Consider the following 23,852-nt stretch of genomic DNA (forward strand, 5'->3'; position numbering starts at 1 on the left):
CGAATAGCGACATATTACTTCCTTAATTTATTTGAACTTTTTTTTCTCTGTAGTTACTAAAGTATAGAACATAGTCTGAGGAAATTTTTTTTAAGGAATCTAATAAATACATATCTGTGAAGCATATCTTGTTTGTGATTCTTCCTGTTAAAAAAGTATTTCATCAGAATTTAAGAAAAATCTTCAATTTCTTAAAAAAAACACTGTTTTTTTGTTCTTTTTAAGAAAAAACGCAAAAAAAATGCAATGTTGAGTATTGTCAGTTTTTATAAATTTTTTTAAAAGTTATAATGTTAAGAAGTTAAAACAGAAATATAAAAATGGAGACGAATTCATACACTTTTTAGTGATACTCCAATTCGTACTAATTCTATGACAGATAATCTTCCTTTAGTCCTTGTTGACGGTTCATCATTTCTATATAGAGCCTTTTATGCCGCTCCTAAATCATTCACCAATTCAAAAGGAATTCCAACCGGCGTCTGCATGATTTTATCCAGAATGCTTGGTTCTCTTTCATCCAAGTTTGCCGGAGCCAAGTTTATTGTGGTTTTCGATGCCAAGGGCAAGTCCTTTAGAAATGAAATGTACCCTGAGTACAAGGCCAATCGTCCTCCTATGCCTGATGAGCTTAGAGTTCAGATTGAATATGTACATAAAATCGTAAGAGCAATGGGCTTTCCTCTTGTATCTATTGAAGGCGTGGAGGCTGATGACGTACTTGGTACCTATGCAACAGATGCTTCAAAGGAAGGTGTAAAGACTGTTATCTGTACCGGCGATAAGGATCTGGCTCAGCTTGTGGATGACAATGTCATTCTTTATGACTCAATGAAGGATGTCTACACTGATGCTAAAGGTGTTGTCGAGAAATTTGGTGTTAAACCTGAGCATATCATTGATTTTCTTGCTCTGAAGGGAGACAGCTCAGATAATATTCCAGGTATGGCTGGTGTAGGTGATAAGACAGCGGTTACTCTTATCAATGAGCTTGGCGGCATTAAGGATATCTACAATAATCTTGATAAGATTGCATCTTTATCCTTCCGCGGTTCAAAGACTTTTGCAGAGAAATACAGAGAGGCTTTTGAGACAGTTGAGCTTTCATACCGACTTGCTACCATCAGAACTGATTTGGAGCTTCCACTTAAGATTTCAGAGGTAACACCTCCTGTCCTGAACAAAAACGATCTTATTGAAATCTATACCGAGCTTGAATTTACCAAGCTTCTGGCTGATCTGAAAAAGGATGCTCCTGCTGATAGCCCAAAGACTCAGGCTCAGAGCTTTGATTTTGCCAAGGCAGCATCAAAAACTGAAGATGCTCCTGCCTTCAGCTCTGCTCCTACCGATTACAAGAGTAATGGCGGTAAATATATTCTTGTAACTGACGAGAATGTGCTTGATGAACTGTGTCATAAGATTCTGTCCTCAAGAATTGTTGCTCTGGATACCGAGACTACCTCTCTGATGCCACAGGAAGCATCTTTAGTTGGTATGTCTTTATCTGTTGCTGCAAATGAAGGCTACTATATTCCTCTGAATCATACCTATCTTGGTGTTCCACAGTGTCTTTCTCTTGATATGGTAAGAGAGAAGCTGCTGCCTGTTTTGAATTCAACTGATGTGAAGATCATCGGTCATAACATTAAATTTGATCTTCTGGTACTTCACTATCAGAACTTTGAAATTGAAAAAGTTTATGCCGACACCATGATAATGGCTCATCTTCTTGATTCAGCATCTGCCATGAATATGGACGATCTGGCTTTAAGATATTTAAACTACAGAACCATTACCTACAAAGAGATTACTGGGGATAAGAAGAAAATCCCTATCAGTGAGGTTCCTGTAGAGATTGTCTGCAACTATGCAGCAGAAGATGCTGATGTGACCTTCCGTCTGTATCAGACCTTATCAGAAAAGCTTTTTGCATCAGAAAATAATCGCAAGCTCTTCTTTGAGCAGGAAATGCCTTTCTTAAAAGTTCTGTATCACATGGAGCTCGAGGGGGTATATGTTTCTCAGAAGGAGCTTGAGGCTCAGAACCGTAATCTGAAAACCGAGCTTGTGGAGATTCAGAAACAGATATACGTTTCAGCTGGACAGGAGTTTAATATCGCATCTCCAAAACAGCTTGGAAAAGTTCTGTTTGAAGATCTTAAGATTCCATATCCAAAGAAGGTTAAGGATGGTAAGTATTCAACTGCAGAGGATATCTTAGAGCAGATTGCCTTTAACTATGATATTGCCAATCTGGTTTTAAGATATAGAGGTCTTGCCAAACTTATCTCAACATATACAGAAAAACTTCAGACTCTGATTTCCCCTAAGACCAGCAGAATCTATACCTCATTCAATCAGACCGGAACAGTAACTGGAAGACTGTCTTCTTCAGATCCTAATCTGCAGAATATTCCTGCAAGAACTGAAGAGGGCAAGATGATCAGAAAAGCCTTTATCGCTCCTGAGGGGTATAAGATTATTGCAGCCGATTACTCTCAGATTGAATTAAGGCTGATTGCTCATATCAGTGAAGATCCTAACCTTAGAAAAGCCTTCCTTGCTGGACAGGATATTCACAGAGCAACTGCTGCAGAGGTTTTAGGAAAGAGTATTGATGAGGTCACATCTCAGGAAAGATCACATGCCAAGGCAACAAACTTTGGTCTGATGTACGGTATGGGTGCTTTTGGTCTTACCAGACAGACGCATATGAGCATGGCTGAGGCAAAGGTTTATATCCAGAGATACTTCGAGCGTTATCCTAGTGTTCAGAAGTATATGGAAGAGACTAAAGCCTATGCCCATGAACATGGTTATGTTACTTCAATCAATGGCAGACACATAAGCGTAGCCAATATCAACAGTTCAAATACCATGCTGTCCAAGGCTGCAGAGCGCGCTGCCATTAACGCGCCAATGCAGGGAAGTGCTGCAGATGTTATCAAGACAGCGATGATTAGACTTGATGAGTGGATTGCATCTCTTCCAAAGAACACCATTAGAATGACTGTTCAGGTTCACGATGAACTTATCTTTGAGGTAAAGGATACGTTTGTGGATGAAGCCTGTGCAAAGATCAGCGAGATTATGGAGAATGCCTATAAGCTTTCAGTTCCTCTGACTGTAGGTGTTGGAGTTTCATCAAGCTGGGCTGATGCTCATTAAACAAGGCTGTATTTCTATAGAAGGATCTCTGAAAAGAGGTCCTTTTTTTGAATGTGATTTTAAAGAAGTGTCTAATCAGCTGGTCTGTGTTAACTGGTTGATGTGGCTAGAAATTCTTTTCCATTGCTCTCTGTACCAGCTTAAAATCGGTTCTATCGATTTTTATGTAGCTGTAGTGAGAGTCCCACATTCCAAGTCCTAATCGGCTTAAGCCATCACCAAATGCATTCTGTTCTCCACCGAATACATGGAAGTGACCATGGATAAGCAGTGTACATCCGGTTTTCTGAAGGAAGGTTGAACCTGCCTTTTTGACAATTGGATTCTGTAGAACCTTCTCTGAATAATCTGCGCGTCTGTTTTCCTGTTCCTGACTTTTGTTGCGGATCTTCTGTGCAATGGAGATACGAACACTCAGAGGCAGCAGCATAAAACAGAATCTGATGAATCTGTTTTTAGCAAAAGCGCGGAATGTCTGATAGGAGCGATCGTGAAGACAGAGCTGATCTCCGTGAAGCAGCAGTGCTTTGCCTTTTGAGGTGTTGAGGATATAGAAATCCTTGATAAGCTTCATGCCGAAATATTCAGCAGCAGCTTCATCAAGCAGAAAATCTCGATTTCCTGCCTGAAACATAGTAATTACACCTCTCTGTTTTGCTTTAGTGATGATGTCACGTATTTTCTGATGAAAGGATGAATTACTATCAACACCTACAAAGAAATCAAACATGTCTCCTGCAATAATTACCCTGTCATTGAGGATAGTATTTCTTTCATAGAAATTTGAAAGAGCATTTGTAAGGATCGGTTTGGATTCAGACAAATGAAGATCTGCAATAATGAAAGTAGCCATGTCTGATTCTTCTTATCCGAGATTAAGCCTCAACAGTTGCGTCTAAAATCTCGATGGTCTCTACAGGAACGTCCTGATAGTAAGAAACTGTAGTGGTCTTAGAAGCTTCAATCTTATCAACAACTTCCATACCTGATACAACCTTACCGAATACACAGTAACCCCAGCCGTTTAAATCCTTTGAGCGGAAGTTCAACATGTCGTTGTTAACAGTGTTGATGAAGAACTGTGCGGTTGCTGAGTGAGGATCCATGGTTCTTGCCATAGCAATGGTACCGCGATCGTTCTTTAGACCGTTGTCAGCCTCATTCTTGATTGGTGCATTGGTCTGTTTCTGATTCATGTCCTTCTCAAGACCGCCACCCTGGATCATAAATCCCTTGATAACTCTGTGGAAAATGGTTCCCTTGTAGAAACCTGATTTTACATAGTCCTCAAAGTTCTTAGCGGTATTAGGAGCCTTGTCATAATCAAGCTCAATAACGATATCACCAAGGGTAGTTTTTAAAGTAATCATTTAAGTTCTCTCTTTAAAATGATGAAAAAGTTAATTTGTTTCATTTTACAATTAATGCATCGTTTTTTTTCAGTTTTAATGACTTTTAAAAGAAAATATCGAAATATTCAGAAGATTTATGTAAAAGAAAGTAATAAATGTGTTTAATCTCTTAAACGTAAATCTGCTTTGGAACGGATAGAAAAAAAATGTGCAGATATGGATAGGGACTTGTCCTAACGATGATTTGAGTCAAAAAAAATGATATAATCCACGGCATTTGTAAATATTATTCAATTTTCCGGACAGAATTTAAGGTCCGATCAATACGTCTGAAAATACCTAAAGAACGGTTTCATACGGAACGCAGAGAAAAAAAATGTTAAAAATATACAACACACTAACTAGAAGCAAGCAGGAATTTAAACCTATCAACGAAGGCAAGATAGGCATGTATGTATGTGGTGTTACCGTATACGATCTGTGTCATATCGGTCATGCTCGTACCTTTGTTAATTTCGATGTGATTGTACGTTATCTGCGTTATTCCGGATACGATGTTACCTACATAAGAAACATCACCGATATTGATGACAAGATTATCAGAAGAGCCAATGAGCGCGGTATTCCTGCAAAAGATCTTGCAGAGCAGTTCATTGTAGAAATGCACAAGGATTTCGATGCTCTTAACATCAAGCGTCCTGATATTGAGCCACGTGCTACCGACAATATCAAGGAAATCATTGCTCTGGTTCAGAAACTGATTGATAACGGCAACGCCTATGTTTCAGACAACGGTGACGTTGTGTTCAATATCGACTCATTCAAGGAATATGGCCGTCTGTCTGGTCAGAAGATTGATGAGCTTCAGGCTGGAAGCCGTATTGAAGTTGCCAAGACCAAGCATAATCCTCTGGATTTCGTGCTCTGGAAGATGTCTAAGCCAGGTGAGCCTGCATGGGAGTCTCCATGGGGCGAGGGTAGACCAGGCTGGCACATTGAGTGTTCTGCTATGAACGGCAAGCACCTGGGCGCAGAATTTGATATTCATGGCGGTGGTTCAGATCTGATCTTCCCTCACCATGAAAATGAGATTGCTCAGAGCTGCTGTGCACATCACTCAAAGTATGTTCATTACTGGATGCACTCTGGTATGGTGATGATTAATGAAGAGAAGATGTCAAAGTCTCTGAACAACTTCTTTACCATCCGTGACGTATTAGAGTCATACGATGCAGAAACTGTACGTTACTTCCTGCTTTCAGGTCAGTACAGAAGTCCTCTGAACTATTCACAGGAGAATCTTGATAAGGCAAGAGCTGCACTTAACAGACTGTACACCACTCTGCGTGATACAACTCCTCTTGAGCCAGAGACTGCTGAAGATGAGTACACTGCAAAGTTCAAGGAGTACATGGACGATGATTTCAATACTCCTGGTGCTATCTCTGTTCTGTTTGACCTTGCAAAACAGATTAACAAGGAGTCAGGTGAAAAAGCTCAGTATCTTGCTGGTCGTTTGAAGCAGCTTGCTTCAGTACTGGGTATTCTTGAGCAGGATCCTACTGTGTTCCTGACCTCAGGTGCAGGCGATGATGATACTGCTGAGATTGAGGCTTTAATCAAGGAGCGTAACGAGGCTCGCAAGGCTAAGGACTGGGCTCGTGCCGATGCCGCTCGTGATAAGCTAAAAGAGATGCATATTGAGCTTGAGGATGGTCCACAGGGAACAACCTGGCACCGTGTTTAAGCGCTAAATTTCTAAAAAAAAGCTGTGATTTTTATCATGGCTTTTTTTTTATCCCATTGCTTTGAATATAAGACTACTTTAACTTTAGTATTAGGTATGTACTAAGGAATTGCATGTATCTAGAAAAAGCTAAAGTGGTTAATTTCCGAGGTATCCGTAAATTATCAATCCACTTTGAAGATACCAGCACAGTTCTTATCGGTGAAAATCACTGGGGTAAGACATCTCTCCTTCGCGCCCTATGGATGGTTCTTGGTCAGGGCGAAAAACTATGTCAGTTTGAACAGAAAGATCTGTATGTACCAGTCGAACTCAAATCCTACGATACTTTTCCTAAAGATAATCTTGTTGAGCGTGTAACCAGACGAAAGGCTATTTCCTTTGAAGCAGAAGCTGTAGAACAGTACAAGAAGGATAAGCTTGAAAAGGCTGAACAGTATTTAAGCGATCAGCTTCGTGAGACCTCCAGTGCCTCAGAATTCTTTACTGATATAAATGAATTTATCTCTTCCTATAAGCACAAGGAAGAGGAAGATGTCTTCAAGAAAACCGATAACCATATACATATCGATCTGTATTTCCGTGAAAGTGCCATTAACGGTTACGCAGAAAAAGATCCTGTCCTCAAGCCATTCTGGTACTTTGATGAAAGTGGGGCCTACTACATTCACTGGCAGATCGTAGCCTTCTATAACGAGGAGAAGGATGAGTTCGTAACAATTCACAATCTTGTTAACAAGAATAATGAGTGTTTCAAGAAGACTGATAATTATGAGGAAGCCTTCTATACCATTATCAGACTCAATCCTGTATTCAGACTGCGTGACAGTCGTATGGATACAAAGCGTCTATCAAAGAGTAAGAAGGGGGAGAAGATTTCCCATATGGCATCCCTGATTTTCAATGACAATGAGCTGTCATCTGAAAATGTAGCCTCTCTTTTAAAGATGTTTACAGCATATCTTGATAAGTATCTGGGTAACTATAATCAAGGCGATGATTCAGAAGCCATAAGACGTAATCCAAGAAACATTGATGAGATAGTAAAAAGTCCAATATCCCTGGAATCTCTGTCATCAATCAGAAACATGCTGACAGCTCCGGGCCTTACAAGATCTAAGGTCGTATTGACATACATCGCATCAGCTCTGTTTCTGTCACAGGGTGATCGTGAGATTGACAAGAATGCGACTCCAATCATGATTATTGAGGATATAGAGTCTCGTTTCCATCCATCATTGCTGTTGTCCTTCTGGTCACTGCTTTCATCAACAGCTACTCAGAAGATTGTAACTACCAACAGCGGAGATCTGTTATCCACAGTTCCTCTGCAGTCACTAAGACGACTGCACAGAAAGTTCTACGATACAACCTGCTTCCAGGTTGATCCTGAATCATCCTCTCTGAATAATGACGATTTAAGAAGAATTGCCTTCCATATTAGAATGAATCGACCAATGGCATTCTTCGCCAGAACCTGGATTCTTGTTGAAGGTGAGACTGAGGTCTGGATTCTCACCCAGATTGCTTCTATTCTGGGAATTTCCCTTGCCTGTGAGGGTATAAGAATTATTGAGTTTGCCCAGTGCGGACTAAAGCCTCTGATGAAGGTTGCAACTCAGCTGGGTATAGCATTCCATGTTCTGACCGATGGCGATGAGGCTGGTAAGAAGTATGCGGAAGTTGCTCTGAATTTCATTCCAAAGAAGAGAAGAGACAGACATCTGACCGTAATTCCACAAAAAGATATTGAGCACTATCTGTATTCTCAGGGATATGAGAAAACCTTCAGAATTGCCGCAGGAGTATCTTCAAACAGTCAGTTGCGTAAAGGTCTTACCTCAGACAAGGTTATTGATATGGCTATCAAGCGTAAATCAAAGCCAGGTCTGGCTCTACTGCTTGTTGATGCTATTCAGAAGAAAGGTGTTGAAGGCGTTCCTGTGGTATTTGCAAGTCTGCTTCAGGCGGTAAGAGCATTAGGGCAGGGTAATTACATCTGATTGTTCTATGGAGTCCGGCTGTGATAGAGAAACTATCCAGAAATGCTTTGATTGAAAAATTCTGAGACCTTGGCGGATCTCAGAATTAAAGCCGGAACGAAATCTAAGTCCTTCTAGCTGTTCTTTATTCGATGTTCTGAACCTGTTCTCTCATCTGTTCAACAACAACCTTAAGCTCAACAGCAACCTTTGTGATCTCAAGATTTGATGCCTTTGATGCTAGTGTATTGGATTCACGGTTGAATTCCTGCATCATAAAATCAAGACGCTTTCCGCAAAGACCGCCCTTATCAAGAATGTTTCTAACTTCCTTAACGTGAGCCAGCAGTCTGTCGTATTCTTCTCTTACATCTGCTCTCTGGGCTGCAAGAGCAACTTCCTGCTCCAGTCTTTCTGGATTTACGCTGATATCCAGTGTGCTGATTTTACTTAGAATTCTTTCTCTTTCAAGATCAACAAGCTTATCAAGCTGCTCTCCTACAACTGAGGATAGTTCGATTATCTTATCAAGTCTTGAGATAAGAGCGTCTTTTAGCTTGATTCCTTCCTTTTTACGATTTTCCTTCAGATTATCAATTGCCTCAGAGAAGTTTTTAAGGATTTCTTCATCAATCTTTTCCTGAAGATTTCCTTCCTGACTGATTACTCCTGGATAGTTAAGAATCTCGAGGGCATTCACGTTTGACTGAGGAAGCTCTTTGTTAATCTGAGATACTGCATTGGCTAAAGCGTGCAGGACTTCCTGATTGATATTCAGTGAATCAGTTGCGTTTAAAGCGTATGAAATGTAGCAGTCAATCTTGCCGCGTGTCAGTTTTTCCTGAATGATGCTTCTGAGTTTTGAATCAAGATGTCTTAGTGAATCAGGCATTTTGAGGTAGATTTCAAGAAAGCGGTTATTTACAGAGGTGATATCTATATTAATGTTTACTCTGTCGGTATTGATGATTTTGTTTGATGAACCTGTCATGCTGGAAATATCAGCCATAATTACCTCGTTTTTCCTGAAAGTGTTCTGTATTCCCCGAACATTTTACGCATTTGCACTGCTCTTTTGCAAACAACATTTTTGTTTTGGAATCTGAGTAATAATAATGTAATATGTGCGAAAACTTTCGAGGTTAAAAATGCAGGAATATCAGAGAAAATTCATTGAACTTGCTTTAAGCAAGGGTGTTTTAAAATTTGGCAGTTTTGTTCTTAAATCAGGAAGAACCAGCCCATATTTCTTCAATGCTGGCGGTTTCAACACCGGTGAAGATCTGGCAACTCTAGGCTCATGCTATGCTCATGCACTGGTTGATTCTGGCGTATCATTCGATGTTCTTTTCGGACCTGCCTATAAAGGTATTCCTCTGGCATGTGCTACTGCAATGGCTCTATCTTCAGAGCACCACAAGAATGTTCCTTGGTGCTTCAACCGCAAAGAGAAGAAAGACCATGGTGAAGGCGGCAATCTGGTAGGTGCTCCTTTAAAGGGTGATATTCTGCTGGTTGATGATGTAATTACCGCAGGTACTGCTATCCGAGAATCTGAAACTCTGATTAAAGAGAACGGCGCACACTTCAAGGCTGCAATTATTGCCTTAAACCGTATGGAAAAGGGTAAGGGTGAAAAGAGTGCTATTGCTGAGGCTGAGGAGCAGATTGGCATCAAGATTATTTCAATTGTTACCTTTGATGATCTTCTAAAGTACATTGAAAACGATGACAAGCTAAAAGAGCATATTCCAGCAATGCTTGAGTACAGAAAGCAGTACGGAGCCTAATATCTGAATCTACACGGTTTCCATGTGAAACTGTGTAGAATTACTTTTCTTCCTTCTCTACGATTCCTTTCTTGCAGTAACCTGCACTTATCTGAGAAAACTCACATCCACAGTAAAGCTGATTATAGAAGTCAATTTCCTTTACAAGCTCGTAACGGCGCCCGACAAGTCCTTCCTTTCTCCAGTCCTGATCCCAGTAGGAGATACCTTCAACCTTATCCTGAGCTCTGAAGCCTGCCTCATCGACCTGCTTTTTGCTCTTCCATCTTGAGGTACATAGTGTTGTGGTGAAGGTATTTATGCCCCGTGACTTTGCAAACAGAGCTGTTACGGTAAGTCTGTGGGTGAAGCATTTCAGGCAGCGACGGCCTCTTTCAGGCTCGTTCTCAAGGCCTTCAACTTCCTTAAGCCACATCTGATAGTCGTAGTCTCCGATTACATATTCAATGTTCATAAGTTCACACAGGTGAACCCATTCATCACGTCTTTTCTCGTATTCCTCTGTTGGATAGATATTAGGATTGTAGAAAAACATGACAGGCTTAATCTTGTTGAAGATTAGACATTCAACAAGACTTGTTGAGCATGGCGCACAGCAGCAGTGAACCACCAGACCGTTTGCACCTTCAGGTAGTTTCAGATCTCTTTTAGGAGAATCCTTAGCAAAATTTTCCGGTAGTCTGAAATTGAAATCCATGCTTGATATTTACCTATTAAATCGAAAACAGGCGGTGATTATATCACTTTTCTTTAACTATACTTATGATATTGAAAACGAACATTTGCACAGAAGATGTATCACTAAAAAGATAATAGCGTGTCTTTTTGGTACTTTGGAGTATTATATACGGCTAACAAGAAGAGCGCCTCTCTATAAAAGGTGCCAAACGCTTTGTTTTATAAAGGTTTTATTAAATTAAGGCTTTTTTTATGATATTTAGTTCAGATAAGAAAAATCTTCTGAGTCTTGCTGTTCCTGTTATTCTGACTCTGATTCTATATGGGGTATATGATTTTTCTTTACGCAGTTACGTAACCTTTGCTCTGTATGTAGCAATCGGTCTTGCTTCTATTTTCCTGACCTTCAGATTAACAATCTGTAAAAAAGCCATAACAAGATTTGCGATAGTATTCCTGTTTACCTATCTGAGTGTTTATATCTTTTCTCTGACACTTGGACTTAATACGTCGTTATTTGATTTCTGCAAGGGCATTGCTTTTTCTCTGGTTGCCCTGTCTACCTGTGTAATGATTAGAGCACTTGCCAGAGGAATAGAGACAGTCTGGCTTAAAAAGATCTGCTCTTTTATTTCCTATGTAGTCCTGTTTTTATTTGTTCTGCTGCCATCTATCCTTATCTGTTATTTTGTGGCAACAGGCTCTCTGATTTCATCCGATATTATAATTGCTCTTGCTCAGACCAATGCTACAGAAGGTACAGAGTTTATTCAGAGTAACTTTAATATCATGTGGCTTCTTGCCTTTATTGCTCTGGCATGTATTTATGCTGTAAATGCCTATTTCTTCAGAGATATCACGACCTTTGACTCGACTCATTTTATAACTGTGCTGTCTTTCTTCCTGTGCCTTGCATCTTCTGTATGGCTGGCACTGCCTAGAATGGACTATCTGCCTTTTTCAATTATCAGAGTGACCTCAAGACAGCTTGATAATTTTGAAATCTATAAGCAGCAGAAAACCATGCGTCTGTCAAAGCTGAACAAGCTTGATTCTCTGAAACTATCAGATACAACCGATCCTAACGGCAATCTGTTCGTGCTTGTAATTGGTGAGTCTGAAACCCGTGACAGAATGCAGGCCTATGGTTTTTCAAGGGAGAATACTCCATACCTTGTTGAACAGCTTAAAAATCCAAACAATATTCTGTTTACCAATGCATATTCATCATGGCCTCAGACAGTTCAGGCCTTATCCTATTCTCTGACTGAGGCTAATCAGTACAAGAAAAAGCAGACTGTTGATGCCTATTCAATCATAGAGCTTGCACGTGCCTCCGGTTTTGAAACCTACTGGCTAAGTAATCAGAGAAAGTACGGTGTATATGAGACTCCAGTTACGGTTATTTCTTCAACAGCGAACCATGAGATCTGGGTGAACGGCTCTTCAAAGATGGAAGGTGTTTTCTTTGATGAGGAGATTGTCAGAAGATTACCTAAGATCGATGAGTCAAAGAATATTCTAGTGGTGATTCATCTGATGGGCAGTCATCAGAAGTATGACAAGAGACTTCCTGGCTCATTCCTAAAGTTTGAAGGAAGTGACGAGACTCTTGATTACTATGACGATACAGTTTTGTATACCGACCATATACTTGAAGAGATTTACTCAAAGCTTAAAGAGAAATCAAATTTCAAGGCCATGATCTATTTTTCTGACCATGGAGAGGATCCTCATGTAATAGGTGGACATGATCCTGTTAACCTGAATGGTCAGATGCTGAGAATTCCTCTGGTAGTATATCTATCTGACAAGTACTGTCAGGATAATCCTGAGATTCATGATGCTCTTGTAAGGAATAAGGATAGGTATTTTTCAAATGATCTTATCTTTGACCTTGCAGCATCCATAATGGGTATAAGCGGACTTCCTGGAATGGATGACAAGCTGAATCTGGCTGATAAATCCTATTCACTTGATAAGAAGTCAGTTCTTACCATGTATGGAAAGATGCATATAGACGAGATTCCTGAAAAGGAAAATTAGTGCAAATTATATTGAACAAAAAAATTTAAAGATTACTGAAAAAAAGACTTGCTTTAAATCTTAAATTCAGTATAATAATGGCACTTTGTACCCATACCCTAAGTGTACGGAGTACAAACCAGCCCTACTTCATTATGATGCGGCTGTGGATACTCTCCCTAATTTTGGGAGTAATTGGTAATTACGACACTTCCTCTCTATCGATAAGAAATGAGAAGGCGGGTGTTGTATGTTCTTTTATTTTTAAATGGAGTCTGCAATGCAGAATCAAAGAATTAGGATCCGTCTAAAGGCATACGACCACAGATTGATCGACCATTCAACCGCTGAAATTGTTGAGACCGCTAAGCGCACTGGTGCTCAGGTTCGCGGTCCAATTCCGCTTCCTACTCGTAAGGAGCGTTACACAATCCTTATCTCTCCACATGTTAACAAAGATGCTCGTGACCAGTACGAAATCCGTACTCACAAGCGCCTAGTTGATATCGTTGAGCCAACTGAGAAGACTGTAGACGCATTAATGCGTTTAGATCTTGCAGCTGGTGTGGATGTTCAGATCAGCCTTCGCTAATAGGGGAATAATACAATGTCAATCGGTTTAATCGGCCGCAAGCTTGGTATGACCCGTGTTTTCAATGAGAACGGCAAATCTGTTCCAGTAACAGTCATCCAGGTTGAGGCAAACCGCGTAACCCAGATCAAGAACCTAGAGAATGACGGCTATACCGCTATTCAGGTTACAACTGGTGATCGCAAAGCAAGTCGTATGACCAAAGCTGAAATTGGTCACTTCGCAAAGTCAGGCGTACAGGCAGGCCGTGGCTTATGGGAGTTCCGTTTAACTGATTCAGAGCTAGCTTCATACAAAGTTGGCGACGAGATCAAAGTAGACGCTTTCCAAGATGTTAAGAAAGTAGACGTTACCGGCCAGTCAAAAGGTAAAGGTACTGCAGGTACTATCAAGCGTTACAACTTCTTACACCAGGATTATACACACGGTAACTCACGTTCACATCGTGTACCTGGTTCTACCGGTCAGAACCAAACTCCAGGTAGAGTTTTCAAGGGCAAGAAGATGGTTGGTCACATGGGTTCTGAGAAGGTTACTGTACAGTGCCTTGACTTAGTTCGCATCGACGCAGAACGCAATCTACTTCTCGTAAAAGGCGCTGTTCCAGGTGCTAATAACGGTGACGTGATTGTAAGACCAAGTCTTAAAGCTTAACCCGAGGTAATAGGATCATGGAATTAAAGTTAGTTGGCGCAGACAAGCAGCTAGAAGTGCTAGATAGCACCTTTGGTCGCGAGTTCAACGAGCCATTAGTGCACCAGGTAGTTGTTTCATACCTAAGCACTGCACGCGCCGGTACTAAAGCTCAGAAGACCCGTTCTGAGGTTTCAGGCGGCGGTAAGAAGCCTTTCCGTCAGAAGGGCACAGGTCGCGCACGCGCAGGTTCTACCCGTTCTCCATTATGGCGTGCAGGTGGTACTGTATTTGCTGCTAAGCCACAGGATTGGACTCAGAAGGTAAATCGTAAGATGTACCGTGTTGCAATGTGCAGCATCCTATCTGAGTTAGTTCGTCAGGACCGTTTAGTTGTTGTTGACGATTTCAAGGTAGAAGACCACAAGACCAAGTCATTAGTTAACAAGCTAAAGGATCTAGGTCTAAAGCAGGTTCTAATCGTTACTGATGCTTTCGAACAGAATTTATTCTTAGCATCTCGTAACCTATACAGAGTAGAAGTTTGCCAGCCAGGTACTGCTGAGTTCAACCCAGTAAATCTTGTTGGTTTCGACAAGGTTCTAATGACTTCTGCAGCTGTTAAGAAGGTAGAGGAGTTGCTTAAATAATGTCTGAAGCTCGTTTATTAAATGTTCTTCGTGCACCTGTTATCTCTGAGAAGAGCACCGCTGCACAGGAGAAGAATACTCTAGTATTCAAGGTATTAAAGGACGCAACCAAGGAAGAAATCAAAGCTGCTGTTGAGATGATCTTCAATGTGAAGGTAGAAGGTGTTCGCACCCTAAACTTCCAGGGTAAAGTACGTCGCACTGCACGTGGTATTGGCAAGCGTTCAGACTGGAAAAAGGCTTATGTTACTCTTCCAGAGGGCACTCAGTTAGATCTTGAGGCTACCTCACAGCAGATTAACAAGGAGAGCAAATAATGGCAATCATTAAGGCAAAGCCAACCACTCCAGCTCGTCGTCACGTTGTACAGGTTAAGACCCCTGGCTTATGGAAAGGTGGTCCATTACGTTCTCTAACTGTTGAGAAGCGTAAGACTGGTGGTCGTGATAACTACGGTCACATTTCAACTCGTCACATTGGTGGTGGTCACAAGCAGCGCTATCGTTTAATCGATTTCAAGCGTCAGAAGGATGGTATTGAGGCACGCGTAGAGCGTATTGAGTATGATCCAAACCGTTCAGCTCACATCGCTTTAATCTGCTATACCGATGGTACCCGTAGCTACATCTTAGCTCCTAAGGGCTTAAAGCAGGGTGATGTTGTTGTATCAGGTGTTGATGCAGCTATCAAGGTTGGTAATGCATTACCAATGCGTAACATCCCTCTAGGTACTACCATTCACGCAGTTGAGTTAAACCCAGGTGCAGGTGCTGTATTCGCACGTTCAGCTGGCTGCTACTGCGAACTAGTTGCTAAAGAAGGTGCTTATGTAACCTTACGTATGCGTTCAGGCGAAATGCGTAAAGTTTTAGCAGAAGGCCGTGCAACTGTTGGTGAAATCGGTAATGGCGAGCACATGCTAGCTCAGTTAGGTAAAGCTGGTGCTAACCGTTGGCGCGGTGTACGTCCAACCGTTCGTGGTATGTCAATGAACCCTATCGATCACCCACATGGTGGTGGTGAGGGCCGTAACAAGGGCATTCAGCCACGTTCTCCTTGGGGTACTCCATGTAAGGGTTACAAGACCCGTAAGAACAAGCGTACTGACAAGTACATTGTTCATCACCGTTAATCGATAGCGAGGATATAAAATGCCACGTTCTTTGAAAAAAGGTCCATTTATTGATGCGTCCTTATTAAAGAAGGTACTAAAGGTTCTTGAGACTGGTGACAAGAAGCCAGTTAAGACCTGGTCACGCCGTTCAGTTATCATTCCTCAGATGATTGGAATGACCATCGCTGTTCACAACGGTCGTCAACATGTACCTGTATTCGTTTCAGACGAAATGGTTGGTCACAAGCTAGGTGAGTTTGCACCTACTCGTACCTTTAAGGGTCACACCGTAGCTGATGCTAAGGCCTAATTGGAGTTTAATGTAATGGAAGTTAAAGCAATCCACAAATATGCTCGCTCTTCTGCTCAGAAAACCCGCCTGGTCGCAGATCAAGTTCGCGGTTTACCTGTTCAGAAAGCTTTGGATTTGTTAGAGTTCAGCCCAAAGAAGGCTGCTGCACTAATCCGTAAAGTTCTGCTTTCAGCAATTGCTAACGCAGAGCACAATCAGTCTTTAGACATCGACGATTTAGTTGTTGCTAAGATTATGGTTGATGAGGGTCCATCTTTAAAGCGTATCATGCCACGTGCTAAGGGCCGTGCTGACCGCATCGTAAAGCGTACCTCTCACATTACCGTTGTTGTTGCAGAGCGTTAGGAGTAAATATGGGTCAGAAAATTAATCCAAACGGAATTCGTCTAGGTATCACCAGACCATATTCATCAGTTTGGTATGCATCTACTGCACAGTTCCCAGCTAACATCAAGAGCGATGCTGAAGTTCGTAAGTATTTAACTGCTGAGCTTAAGAATGCATCTGTTTCTAAGATTGTTATTGATCGTCCTGCAAAGAGCATTCGTGTAACTATCTGCACTGCTCGTCCTGGTATCGTAATTGGTAAGAAGGGCGAAGACGTTGAGAAGTTACGTCAGAAGATCTCTGCAATCGCTGGTGTTCCAGCTCAGGTTAATATCAGCGAGATTCGCAAGCCTGATCTAGACGCTAAGTTAGTTGCTGATTCTATTGCTTCTCAGTTAGAGCGTCGTGTAATGTTCCGTCGCGCTATGAAGAAGGCAATCCAGAATGCAATGCGTGCTGGTGCTAAGGGTATCAAGGTTGAAGTATCAGGCCGTCTAGGTGGTGCTGAAATCGCTCGTTCAGAGTGGCTACGTGAAGGTCGCGTACCTCTACACACTCTACGTGCTGATATCGACTACGCTTTATCAGAGGCTGTTACAACCTATGGTGTAATCGGTGTTAAGGTTTGGATCTTCAAGGGTGAAGTTTTAGGTGGTCTACCACTAACTCAGGAAGAGTCAGAGAACCGTAACAATGCAGCTGCTCCAGCAGGTCGTCGTGGTCGTCGCGATGAGAACCAGGCTCGTCCAGGCCGTGGTCGTCGTGGTGCTAAGAAGGCTGAAGAAGCAAAGGCTTCTGAGTAACGGAGAAAGATAAATGTTACAACCAAAACGTACTAAATATCGTAAGACTCAGAAAGGCCGTAACGAGGGTCTAGCATACGCTGGCTCAACCGTTTCATTCGGCGAGTTTGGTCTTAAGGCAACTTCTCGCGGTCAGATTACTGCTCGTGAGATCGAAGCTGCACGTCGTGCATTCACCCGTGAGATGAAGCGTGAAGGTAAAGTTTGGATTCGTGTATTCCCAGACAAGCCAATCACTCAGAAAGCTCTAGGTGTTCGTATGGGTAAAGGTAAAGGTACTGTTGAGTACTGGGTTGCTCCAATTCAGCCTGGTCGTGTACTTTTCGAGATTGGTGGTATTACTGAAGAAATCGCTCGTGAGGCATTCCGTCTTGCTGCAGCTAAACTTTCTGTAACAACTACCTTCGTTCGTAAGCAGGTGATCTAATGCAAGCAAACGATTTACGTAATAAGTCCGTTGAAGACTTAAAGACTGAACTTTCAAATCTTCAGCGCGAGCAGTTTAATCTACGTTTCCAGTTAAAGACTGGTTCACTCCAGCAGACTGACAACGTTCGTAAGGTACGTCGCGACATCGCACGTATTAACACTATCCTTTCTGAGAAGTTAAACTCAGAGAGCGCAAAGTAGAGGAAGACATAAATGTCAGAGAAAATCGCTCGTTCCCTACGTGGTCGTGTTGTTAGCGACAAGATGCAGAAGGCTTGTGTAGTAGCTGTTGAGCGCCGTGTTGCTCACCCAGTTTACGGTAAGATCATTACCCGTACTACCAAGTTCCACGTATCAGATGCTGAGAATGCTGCTCACGTTGGTGATATAGTTGAGATTTGTGAATGCAGACCAGTTTCTAAGACTATCGCTTGGAAGCTAGTTAGCGTAATCGAGAAGGCTGTAAACGCCTAATTAAACTATAAAAAAGACCGCAGGCATTTTTGTGCTTGCGGTCTATTTTTTTTTGTGGTATATTTTAGCGCCTTTCTAATTTTGTTTTAGAAAGTTGTTTTAATTGGTATTAACCGGAGCATTTACAAATGATCCAGATGCAAAGCATGCTTGACGTTGCCGACAATTCTGGCGCACGTGCTGTTATGTGTATTAAGGTTTTAGGTGGTTCTCACCGCCGTTACGCAGGCATTGGCGACATTATTAAGGTGTCTGTAAAAGACGCTATTCCTCGCGGCAAAGTTAAGAAGGGCGACGTACTAGACGCTGTTGTTGTTCGCACCAAGAAAGGTGTTCGCAGACCAGACGGTTCAGTAATTCGCTTTGACACTAACGCAGCAGTTCTTTTAACTGCACAGCATGAGCCTATTGGTACTCGTATTTTCGGACCTGTTACTCGTGAACTACGTTCAGAGCAGTTTATGAAGATCGTATCATTAGCTCCAGAAGTACTCTAATTTAAAATCGGGAGTATTAAAACTATGGCAGCGAAAATTCGCACCAATGACGAAGTAATCGTTATCACTGGTAAGGATAAGGGCAAGACTGGTAAAGTTACCCGCGTATTACCAAGTGAGCACAAGGTGTTTGTTGAAGGCATTAATGTCAAGAAAAAACACCAGAAACCTAACCCAAATCTTGGCATCCAGGGCGGTATTGTTGACTTAGTAGCACCTATCGATGTTTCTAACGTTGCAATCTACAACCCAGATACTAAGAAAGCAGATCGTGTTGGTTTTAGAGTAGAAGACGGCAAGAAAGTTCGTTTCTTCAAGTCTAACGATAAGACTATCCCTTCAGCTAAGTAGTGTTTATTATAGGAGAATAACGATGGCGAAACTGCATGATCTTTACAAGCAGGAAGTAATCAAAGCCTTAACAGAAAAATTTGGTTACAAGACAATCATGCAAGTCCCTCGGATTGAGAAGATCACCCTGAATATGGGTGTTGGTGAGGCAGTTGCAGATAAGAAAGTTCTAGAGAACGCTGCAAAAGACATGACCGCTATTGCTGGTCAGAAGCCATTAATCACCAAGGTTCGCAAATCCGTAGCGGGCTTCCATATTCGTGAGGGCTATCCAATCGGTTGTAAAGTTACCCTACGCGGTGAGCGTATGTGGGAGTTCCTCGAGCGTTTAATCGTGATTGCAATTCCACGTATCCGTGATTTCCGTGGCTTATCAGCTAAGTCATTTGATGGTAGAGGAAATTACTCTATGGGCGTACGTGAGCAAATCATTTTCCCTGAGATCGATTTTGATAAAGTTGATACAGTTCGTGGTCTAGATATTACTATCACCACCACTGCTAAGTCAGATGAAGAAGGCAGAGCACTTCTTGAGGCTTTCAACTTCCCATTCCGTACTCAGGCCAACAAGTAATTCGAGGACGAACTAATGGCTAAGACTTCAATGATTTACAGAGATCTTAAGAGAAAGCGTCTTGCAGAGCAGTATCGTGCAAAGCGTGAAGATCTCAAAAAGATTATTTCAAGTGTTTCTTCTTCAGATGAAGAGCGCTTCGCTGCAGTGCAAGCTTTAGCTTCACTACCTCGCGATTCAAGCCCTTCACGTCAGCGTAACCGCTGCAGTGAGACTGGTCGTCCACATGGTTACTTACGTAAGTTCGGTTTATGCCGTATCAAGCTACGTGAGCACATGATGCGTGGCGAGATCCCTGGTCTACACAAGGCTAGCTGGTAAGAGGAGAGATACAAATGATGCAAGATCCTATTGCGGATTTACTAACCCGCATTCGCAACGGCCAGGCATCTGGCAAAGTTTCCGTTTCAATGCCTTCATCAAAGTTAAAGGTTGCTATTGCTAACCTACTACTGAAGGAAGGTTACATTTCTTCAGTTGCTGAGAACGGAGACGTTAAAAAGGTTCTAGAAATTGGCCTTAAGTACTACGAAGGTGCTCCAGTTATCGAGCTGATCCAGCGTGTTTCACGTCCTGGTCTTCGTATCTACAAGAGAAGCAACGAGCTACCACGTATCATGAACGGCTTAGGTATCGCTGTTATCTCTACTTCTAAAGGCTTAATGACCGATCGTGCTGCCCGTAAGGACGGCTTGGGCGGCGAAGTTATCTGCTACGTCGCATAATTTAGGGAGGCAACATGTCACGTATTGCTAAGGAACCTATCGTTGTTCCTCAGGGCGTCGAAGTTTCTCTCGACGGTCAGAAAGTTACCATCAAGTCTAAGAAAGGCGAGATGAGCTTAAATGTACATCCTTTAGTAACTGTTACCGTTGATAACGGTCAGATCAAGGTTGCACAGAAAGATGAGTCTCAGGACTCAAACATGCAGTCTGGTACCACTCGTGCTCTTCTACACAACATGGTTGTTGGTTTAGATAAGGGCTTCGAGAAGGCATTAAAGCTAGTTGGTGTTGGTTACCGTGCTGCTGTTAAGGGTAAGGTTCTAAACTTAGTTTTAGGCTACTCACATCCAATCGATTTCGAGCTACCAGAGGGTATCACCGCTGAGTGCCCAGCTCAGACTGACATTATTCTAAAGAGCTATGATAAGGCTCTGTTAGGTCAGGTTGCAGCTAAGGTTCGCGCATTCCGTGCTCCTGAGCCATACAAGGGTAAGGGTGTTCGCTATGCTGACGAAATCATTCACATTAAAGAAGCTAAGAAGAAATAATAGGGTGGCATAACATGTTCGATAAGAAAGAAGCACGCATTCGCCGCGCTACTAAGTCTCGTGCAAAGATGCATGAGTTAGGTGTAACCCGTTTAGTAGTTACCCGTACTCCACGTCACATTTATGCACAGATTATCAGCAATGATAACCGTGTTTTAGCTTCAGCTAGCACTTTAGATAAGGACCTTGCAAAGGGTCTTAAGTACACCGGCAACGTTGAGGCTGCTAAGGCAGTTGGTAAGGCTGTTGCTGAGCGTGCAATTGCAGCTAAGGTTGAAACCGTAGCTTTTGACAGATCAGGCTATCAGTATCACGGTCGTGTAGCAGCATTAGCTGACGCAGCTCGTGAAGCCGGCCTTAAGTTCTAGGAGTGTGAAATGCAACACAAAGACGAAACTCAAGCTGGCGAGCTGCAGGAAAAATTAGTTGCAGTTAATCGTGTAGCTAAAGTTGTAAAAGGTGGTCGTATTTTCTCTTTCACCGCTCTAACTGTAGTTGGTGATGGTAACGGCCGTGTAGGTTATGGTTATGGTAAGGCTAGCGAAGTTCCTGCTGCTATTCAGAAGGCAATTGAGCAGGCTCGCCGTAGCGTTAACAGCAATATTCAGTTAAACAATGGTACCTTATTCCACGCTGTAAAGGGTGAGCATTCAGGTTCTATGGTTTACATGCAGCCTGCATCAGAAGGTACCGGTATTATTGCTGGTGGTGCTATGCGTGCTGTTCTTGAAGTAGCTGGTGTTCGTAATGTTTTAGCTAAGGCTTACGGTTCAACAAACCCAATCAACGTAGTTCGCGCTACTGTTTCTGCTTTAGCTTCAATGCGTACTCCTGAGGCAATTGCTGCAAAGCGTGGCCTTTCAGTTAAGGAAATTCTGGAGTAAAAAATGGCAGATAAGAAAACCGTTAAAGTTACTCTAATTAAGAGCGTTATTGGTCGCAAGCCAAAGCACGTTGAGACTGTTAAAGGTCTAGGCTTACGCCGTATTCGTCACACTGTTGAACTAGAGGATACTCCTTCAGTTCGCGGTATGATCAATAAGGTTAGCTACTTACTAAAGGTAGAGGAGTAAACCATGCAACTAAATACTTTAAAGCCTGCAGAGGGATCACACAAGGTTTCTAACCGTGTTGGTCGTGGTATCGGTTCAGGCTTAGGTAAGACCTGTGGTCGTGGTGTTAAGGGTGCTGGCGCACGTAAGAGCGCTCACAAGCGTCCAGGCTTCGAAGGCGGTCAGATGCCATTAAAGATCCGTTTACCAAAGTTTGGTTTCTGGTCTCCAAAGGCTGATGTTACTGCTGAAGTAACACTAAACGATTTAAATCGTATCGAAGGTGATGTTGTTGATATGAATGCTTTATTAGCAGCTCGTTTAATCAACAAGAAAGTTAAGTTCGTTAAGGTAGTATTATCACGCGTTCCTAACTTCACCAAGAAGATCACTCTTAAGGGCTTAGGCTGCACCAAGGGTGCTAAGGCTGCTATCGAGGCAGTTGGTGGTACCGTTGAGATTGCTCAGTACACTACTGATGCAGCTGCTCGTCGCGAGTTATCAAACAAGAAGTCAGCTGCTAAGCAGAAGGCTCGTTTAGATAACCTAGCAGCAGTTGGCAAGGTAAAGCCTGCTAAGAAGACTGCAGAGCAGAAGGCAGCTAAAAAGGCTGCTAGAGGCTAATAATTAACGGGGGCTGTATAGCCCCCTAATGAGGTTTTGCATGGCTAGAAAGTCGCTTTTTGAAAGAAGTCGCGAAATGGCAAATCAGCAGACTAAGGGTTCTGGCGAATTACGTCAGCGTCTTTTATTTGTTGTTATTGCTTTAATTATGTTCAGACTTGGTTCATATATTCCTGTTCCAGGTGTGAATGCTGACGTACTTCAACGCGTTTTCGATTCGCAAAGCGGAACCATTATTGGCATGTTCAATATGTTCTCTGGAGGCGCTTTAGAGCGTGCTTCAGTTTTAGCATTAGGTATCATGCCATATATCTCTGCATCAATTATCATCCAATTGCTTGCTGTTATTAACAAGGACTTAGCTGCTCTTCGTAAAGAAGGCGAGTCTGGTCGTCGTAAGATCACACAGTACACTCGTATTTCAACAGTGCTCCTTGCTGCAATTCAGGCTTTTGGTATGGCAACCGGTATTCCAAACATGATGCCTGGATTAGTTGATAATCCTGGTTTCGGTTTCTACTTCGTAACAACTGTTAGCTTAGTAACCGGTACTATGTTGTTAATGTGGCTTGGTGAGCAGATTACCGAGCGTGGCGTGGGAAATGGTATTTCACTTATCATTTTCGCTGGTATCGTAGCAGGATTGCCTTCAGCTCTTGCAAGAACCTTTGAACAGTCACGTCAGGGTGATTTATCAACTATCGCATTACTACTGATTGGTGTAGTTGTGGTCCTAGTGACCTTCTTCGTGGTTTTCGTTGAGCGCGGTCAGCGTAAGATCGTAATCGAATACGCTAAACGCCAGATGGGTAACAGAATTTACTCTCAGCCACGCTCTAATTTACCATTAAAGATCAACTTATCAGGTGTTATTCCAGCAATTTTTGCTTCATCAATTATTCTGTTCCCTGGTACCGTTGTATCTTGGTTCGGCCAAGGCGATAATGCTGTAGCTAATGTTTTAAGCAGCATTTCAGTGTTCTTACAACCTGGTCAGCCTTTATATGAATTATTATATGCAGCTGCAATCGTATTCTTTACCTTCTTCTATACTGCACTGGTATTCAATCCACGTGAGGTAGCAGAGAACTTAAAGAAGGGTGGTGCTTTTATTCCTGGTATCCGTCCTGGTGAGCAGACAGCAAGATTCATTGATAAGGTAATGACTCGTCTAACCTTAAGTGGTTCTTTATACATGGTAGCAGTATGCCTTGTTCCACAGTTACTTATGAATTGGTTTAACGTCCAGTTCTATTTCGGTGGTACATCATTATTGATTATTGTTGTTGTTTGTATGGACTTTGTATCTCAGTTACAGAGCCATATGATGAATCAGCAGTATGGCGACATCATGCGTAAAGCAAATTTAAGAAATTACGGTCGTTAATATTTGTTAATTGG

Annotated in this window: 30 protein-coding genes and 1 pseudogene; 27 read left to right on the plus strand and 4 right to left on the minus strand. The window is 42.2% G+C overall.

Annotated features, from left to right (window positions below; all coding sequences use genetic code 11):
• The first annotated feature begins 372 nt into the window (after positions 1–372).
• On the plus strand, positions 373–3,171 hold the full coding sequence (gene polA / locus B5D46_RS00435; protein ID WP_078927757.1) for a DNA polymerase I: 2,799 nt from the start codon (positions 373–375) through the stop codon (positions 3,169–3,171).
• 106 nt (positions 3,172–3,277) lie between these two features.
• On the opposite strand, the gene B5D46_RS00440 is transcribed toward polA, so the two are convergent.
• Both B5D46_RS00440 and B5D46_RS00445 read right to left on the minus strand, forming a co-directional pair.
• Positions 3,278–4,024 carry a UDP-2,3-diacylglucosamine diphosphatase gene (locus tag B5D46_RS00440; RefSeq protein ID WP_078927758.1) on the minus strand — a complete coding sequence of 249 codons (747 nt, stop codon included), beginning with the start codon at positions 4,022–4,024 and terminating at the stop codon, positions 3,278–3,280.
• A gap of 22 nt (positions 4,025–4,046) precedes the next feature.
• Complete coding sequence (locus tag B5D46_RS00445; protein ID WP_031490601.1) at positions 4,047–4,541, minus strand: peptidylprolyl isomerase; 495 nt, start codon at positions 4,539–4,541, stop codon at positions 4,047–4,049.
• A gap of 358 nt (positions 4,542–4,899) precedes the next feature.
• On the opposite strand from B5D46_RS00445, the gene cysS reads away from it, so the two are divergent.
• Both cysS and B5D46_RS00455 read left to right on the plus strand, forming a co-directional pair.
• Positions 4,900–6,270: a cysteine--tRNA ligase gene (cysS, locus tag B5D46_RS00450; RefSeq protein WP_078927759.1), complete on the plus strand. Its 1,371-nt coding sequence runs from the start codon at positions 4,900–4,902 to the stop codon at positions 6,268–6,270.
• Between the two features lie 113 nt (positions 6,271–6,383).
• Positions 6,384–8,273 carry a DUF2813 domain-containing protein gene (locus B5D46_RS00455; protein ID WP_078927760.1) on the plus strand — a complete coding sequence of 630 codons (1,890 nt, stop codon included), beginning with the start codon at positions 6,384–6,386 and terminating at the stop codon, positions 8,271–8,273.
• Between the two features lie 124 nt (positions 8,274–8,397).
• On the opposite strand, the gene B5D46_RS00460 is transcribed toward B5D46_RS00455, so the two are convergent.
• Entirely contained in the window at positions 8,398–9,261 is an 864-nt protein-coding gene (locus B5D46_RS00460; RefSeq protein WP_078927761.1) for a YicC/YloC family endoribonuclease, read from the minus strand.
• Positions 9,262–9,400: 139 nt separating this feature from the next.
• On the opposite strand from B5D46_RS00460, the gene pyrE reads away from it, so the two are divergent.
• Positions 9,401–10,042, plus strand: a complete 642-nt coding sequence (pyrE, locus tag B5D46_RS00465) for an orotate phosphoribosyltransferase (protein ID WP_031490595.1) — start codon at positions 9,401–9,403, stop codon at positions 10,040–10,042.
• Positions 10,043–10,082: 40 nt separating this feature from the next.
• Here pyrE and B5D46_RS00470 read toward each other — a convergent pair whose 3' ends face one another.
• Positions 10,083–10,739, minus strand: a complete 657-nt coding sequence (locus tag B5D46_RS00470) for an epoxyqueuosine reductase QueH (protein ID WP_078927762.1) — start codon at positions 10,737–10,739, stop codon at positions 10,083–10,085.
• Positions 10,740–10,972: 233 nt separating this feature from the next.
• Here B5D46_RS00470 and B5D46_RS00475 point away from each other — a divergent pair, with 233 nt between their 5' ends.
• From B5D46_RS00475 to secY, 23 genes and pseudogenes are all read left to right on the plus strand, one after another.
• The gene (locus B5D46_RS00475; RefSeq protein ID WP_078927763.1) at positions 10,973–12,766 is read left to right on the plus strand and encodes a phosphoethanolamine transferase; all 1,794 of its coding nucleotides are present in this window, start codon (positions 10,973–10,975) and stop codon (positions 12,764–12,766) included.
• A 259-nt stretch (positions 12,767–13,025) separates the two neighbouring features.
• Positions 13,026–13,337, plus strand: a complete 312-nt coding sequence (gene rpsJ, locus B5D46_RS00480) for a 30S ribosomal protein S10 (protein WP_021890106.1) — start codon at positions 13,026–13,028, stop codon at positions 13,335–13,337.
• A 15-nt stretch (positions 13,338–13,352) separates the two neighbouring features.
• Positions 13,353–13,991, plus strand: coding sequence for a 50S ribosomal protein L3 (rplC, locus tag B5D46_RS00485; protein ID WP_031490589.1), 639 nt, complete (start codon positions 13,353–13,355; stop codon positions 13,989–13,991).
• Positions 13,992–14,008: 17 nt separating this feature from the next.
• Complete coding sequence (rplD, locus tag B5D46_RS00490) at positions 14,009–14,620, plus strand: 50S ribosomal protein L4 (protein ID WP_031490588.1); 612 nt, start codon at positions 14,009–14,011, stop codon at positions 14,618–14,620.
• Positions 14,617–14,937 carry a 50S ribosomal protein L23 gene (gene rplW / locus B5D46_RS00495; protein WP_051639034.1) on the plus strand — a complete coding sequence of 107 codons (321 nt, stop codon included), beginning with the start codon at positions 14,617–14,619 and terminating at the stop codon, positions 14,935–14,937. Before rplD ends, rplW begins: the two co-directional genes overlap by 4 nt.
• Entirely contained in the window at positions 14,937–15,752 is an 816-nt protein-coding gene (gene rplB, locus B5D46_RS00500) for a 50S ribosomal protein L2 (protein ID WP_078927764.1), read from the plus strand. Before rplW ends, rplB begins: the two co-directional genes overlap by 1 nt.
• A 19-nt stretch (positions 15,753–15,771) precedes the next feature.
• Positions 15,772–16,044 (plus strand): 30S ribosomal protein S19, encoded by a 273-nt coding sequence (rpsS, locus tag B5D46_RS00505; protein ID WP_031490583.1) that lies wholly within the window; start codon positions 15,772–15,774, stop codon positions 16,042–16,044.
• Between the two features lie 15 nt (positions 16,045–16,059).
• The gene (gene rplV / locus B5D46_RS00510; RefSeq protein WP_031490581.1) at positions 16,060–16,392 is read left to right on the plus strand and encodes a 50S ribosomal protein L22; all 333 of its coding nucleotides are present in this window, start codon (positions 16,060–16,062) and stop codon (positions 16,390–16,392) included.
• Positions 16,393–16,400: 8 nt separating this feature from the next.
• Positions 16,401–17,177 (plus strand): 30S ribosomal protein S3, encoded by a 777-nt coding sequence (gene rpsC, locus B5D46_RS00515; protein WP_031490580.1) that lies wholly within the window; start codon positions 16,401–16,403, stop codon positions 17,175–17,177.
• Positions 17,178–17,190: 13 nt separating this feature from the next.
• A complete protein-coding gene (gene rplP / locus B5D46_RS00520) occupies positions 17,191–17,604 on the plus strand; it encodes a 50S ribosomal protein L16 (protein WP_031490578.1) in 414 nt (137 codons plus the stop codon).
• The gene (rpmC, locus tag B5D46_RS00525) at positions 17,604–17,807 is read left to right on the plus strand and encodes a 50S ribosomal protein L29 (protein WP_031490577.1); all 204 of its coding nucleotides are present in this window, start codon (positions 17,604–17,606) and stop codon (positions 17,805–17,807) included. Before rplP ends, rpmC begins: the two co-directional genes overlap by 1 nt.
• Positions 17,808–17,819: 12 nt before the next feature.
• A complete protein-coding gene (gene rpsQ / locus B5D46_RS00530; RefSeq protein ID WP_031490576.1) occupies positions 17,820–18,080 on the plus strand; it encodes a 30S ribosomal protein S17 in 261 nt (86 codons plus the stop codon).
• Positions 18,081–18,208: 128 nt separating this feature from the next.
• Positions 18,209–18,577 carry a 50S ribosomal protein L14 gene (rplN, locus tag B5D46_RS00535; protein WP_031490574.1) on the plus strand — a complete coding sequence of 123 codons (369 nt, stop codon included), beginning with the start codon at positions 18,209–18,211 and terminating at the stop codon, positions 18,575–18,577.
• A gap of 24 nt (positions 18,578–18,601) precedes the next feature.
• On the plus strand, positions 18,602–18,928 hold the full coding sequence (gene rplX, locus B5D46_RS00540; protein ID WP_031490573.1) for a 50S ribosomal protein L24: 327 nt from the start codon (positions 18,602–18,604) through the stop codon (positions 18,926–18,928).
• A gap of 22 nt (positions 18,929–18,950) precedes the next feature.
• Positions 18,951–19,502 (plus strand): 50S ribosomal protein L5, encoded by a 552-nt coding sequence (rplE, locus tag B5D46_RS00545; RefSeq protein WP_031490570.1) that lies wholly within the window; start codon positions 18,951–18,953, stop codon positions 19,500–19,502.
• Positions 19,503–19,517: 15 nt separating this feature from the next.
• Positions 19,518–19,823 carry a 30S ribosomal protein S14 gene (rpsN, locus tag B5D46_RS00550; protein ID WP_031490569.1) on the plus strand — a complete coding sequence of 102 codons (306 nt, stop codon included), beginning with the start codon at positions 19,518–19,520 and terminating at the stop codon, positions 19,821–19,823.
• Positions 19,824–19,840: 17 nt separating this feature from the next.
• On the plus strand, positions 19,841–20,227 hold the full coding sequence (gene rpsH / locus B5D46_RS00555; RefSeq protein WP_078927783.1) for a 30S ribosomal protein S8: 387 nt from the start codon (positions 19,841–19,843) through the stop codon (positions 20,225–20,227).
• 14 nt (positions 20,228–20,241) lie between these two features.
• Positions 20,242–20,775, plus strand: coding sequence for a 50S ribosomal protein L6 (gene rplF, locus B5D46_RS00560; RefSeq protein ID WP_031490567.1), 534 nt, complete (start codon positions 20,242–20,244; stop codon positions 20,773–20,775).
• A gap of 14 nt (positions 20,776–20,789) precedes the next feature.
• Positions 20,790–21,143: a 50S ribosomal protein L18 gene (gene rplR, locus B5D46_RS00565; protein ID WP_031490565.1), complete on the plus strand. Its 354-nt coding sequence runs from the start codon at positions 20,790–20,792 to the stop codon at positions 21,141–21,143.
• A gap of 9 nt (positions 21,144–21,152) precedes the next feature.
• Positions 21,153–21,659: a 30S ribosomal protein S5 gene (rpsE, locus tag B5D46_RS00570; protein ID WP_078927765.1), complete on the plus strand. Its 507-nt coding sequence runs from the start codon at positions 21,153–21,155 to the stop codon at positions 21,657–21,659.
• Between the two features lie 3 nt (positions 21,660–21,662).
• Positions 21,663–21,848, plus strand: coding sequence for a 50S ribosomal protein L30 (gene rpmD / locus B5D46_RS00575; RefSeq protein ID WP_031490563.1), 186 nt, complete (start codon positions 21,663–21,665; stop codon positions 21,846–21,848).
• A gap of 3 nt (positions 21,849–21,851) precedes the next feature.
• Positions 21,852–22,286 (plus strand): annotated as a pseudogene (gene rplO / locus B5D46_RS00580) (50S ribosomal protein L15); the annotation flags it as partial.
• A gap of 205 nt (positions 22,287–22,491) precedes the next feature.
• On the plus strand, positions 22,492–23,838 hold the full coding sequence (gene secY, locus B5D46_RS00585) for a preprotein translocase subunit SecY (RefSeq protein WP_143098565.1): 1,347 nt from the start codon (positions 22,492–22,494) through the stop codon (positions 23,836–23,838).
• Positions 23,839–23,852: the final 14 nt, after the last annotated feature.

The organism is Succinivibrio dextrinosolvens DSM 3072, assembly GCF_900167015.1.
Classification (GTDB): domain Bacteria; phylum Pseudomonadota; class Gammaproteobacteria; order Enterobacterales; family Succinivibrionaceae; genus Succinivibrio; species Succinivibrio dextrinosolvens.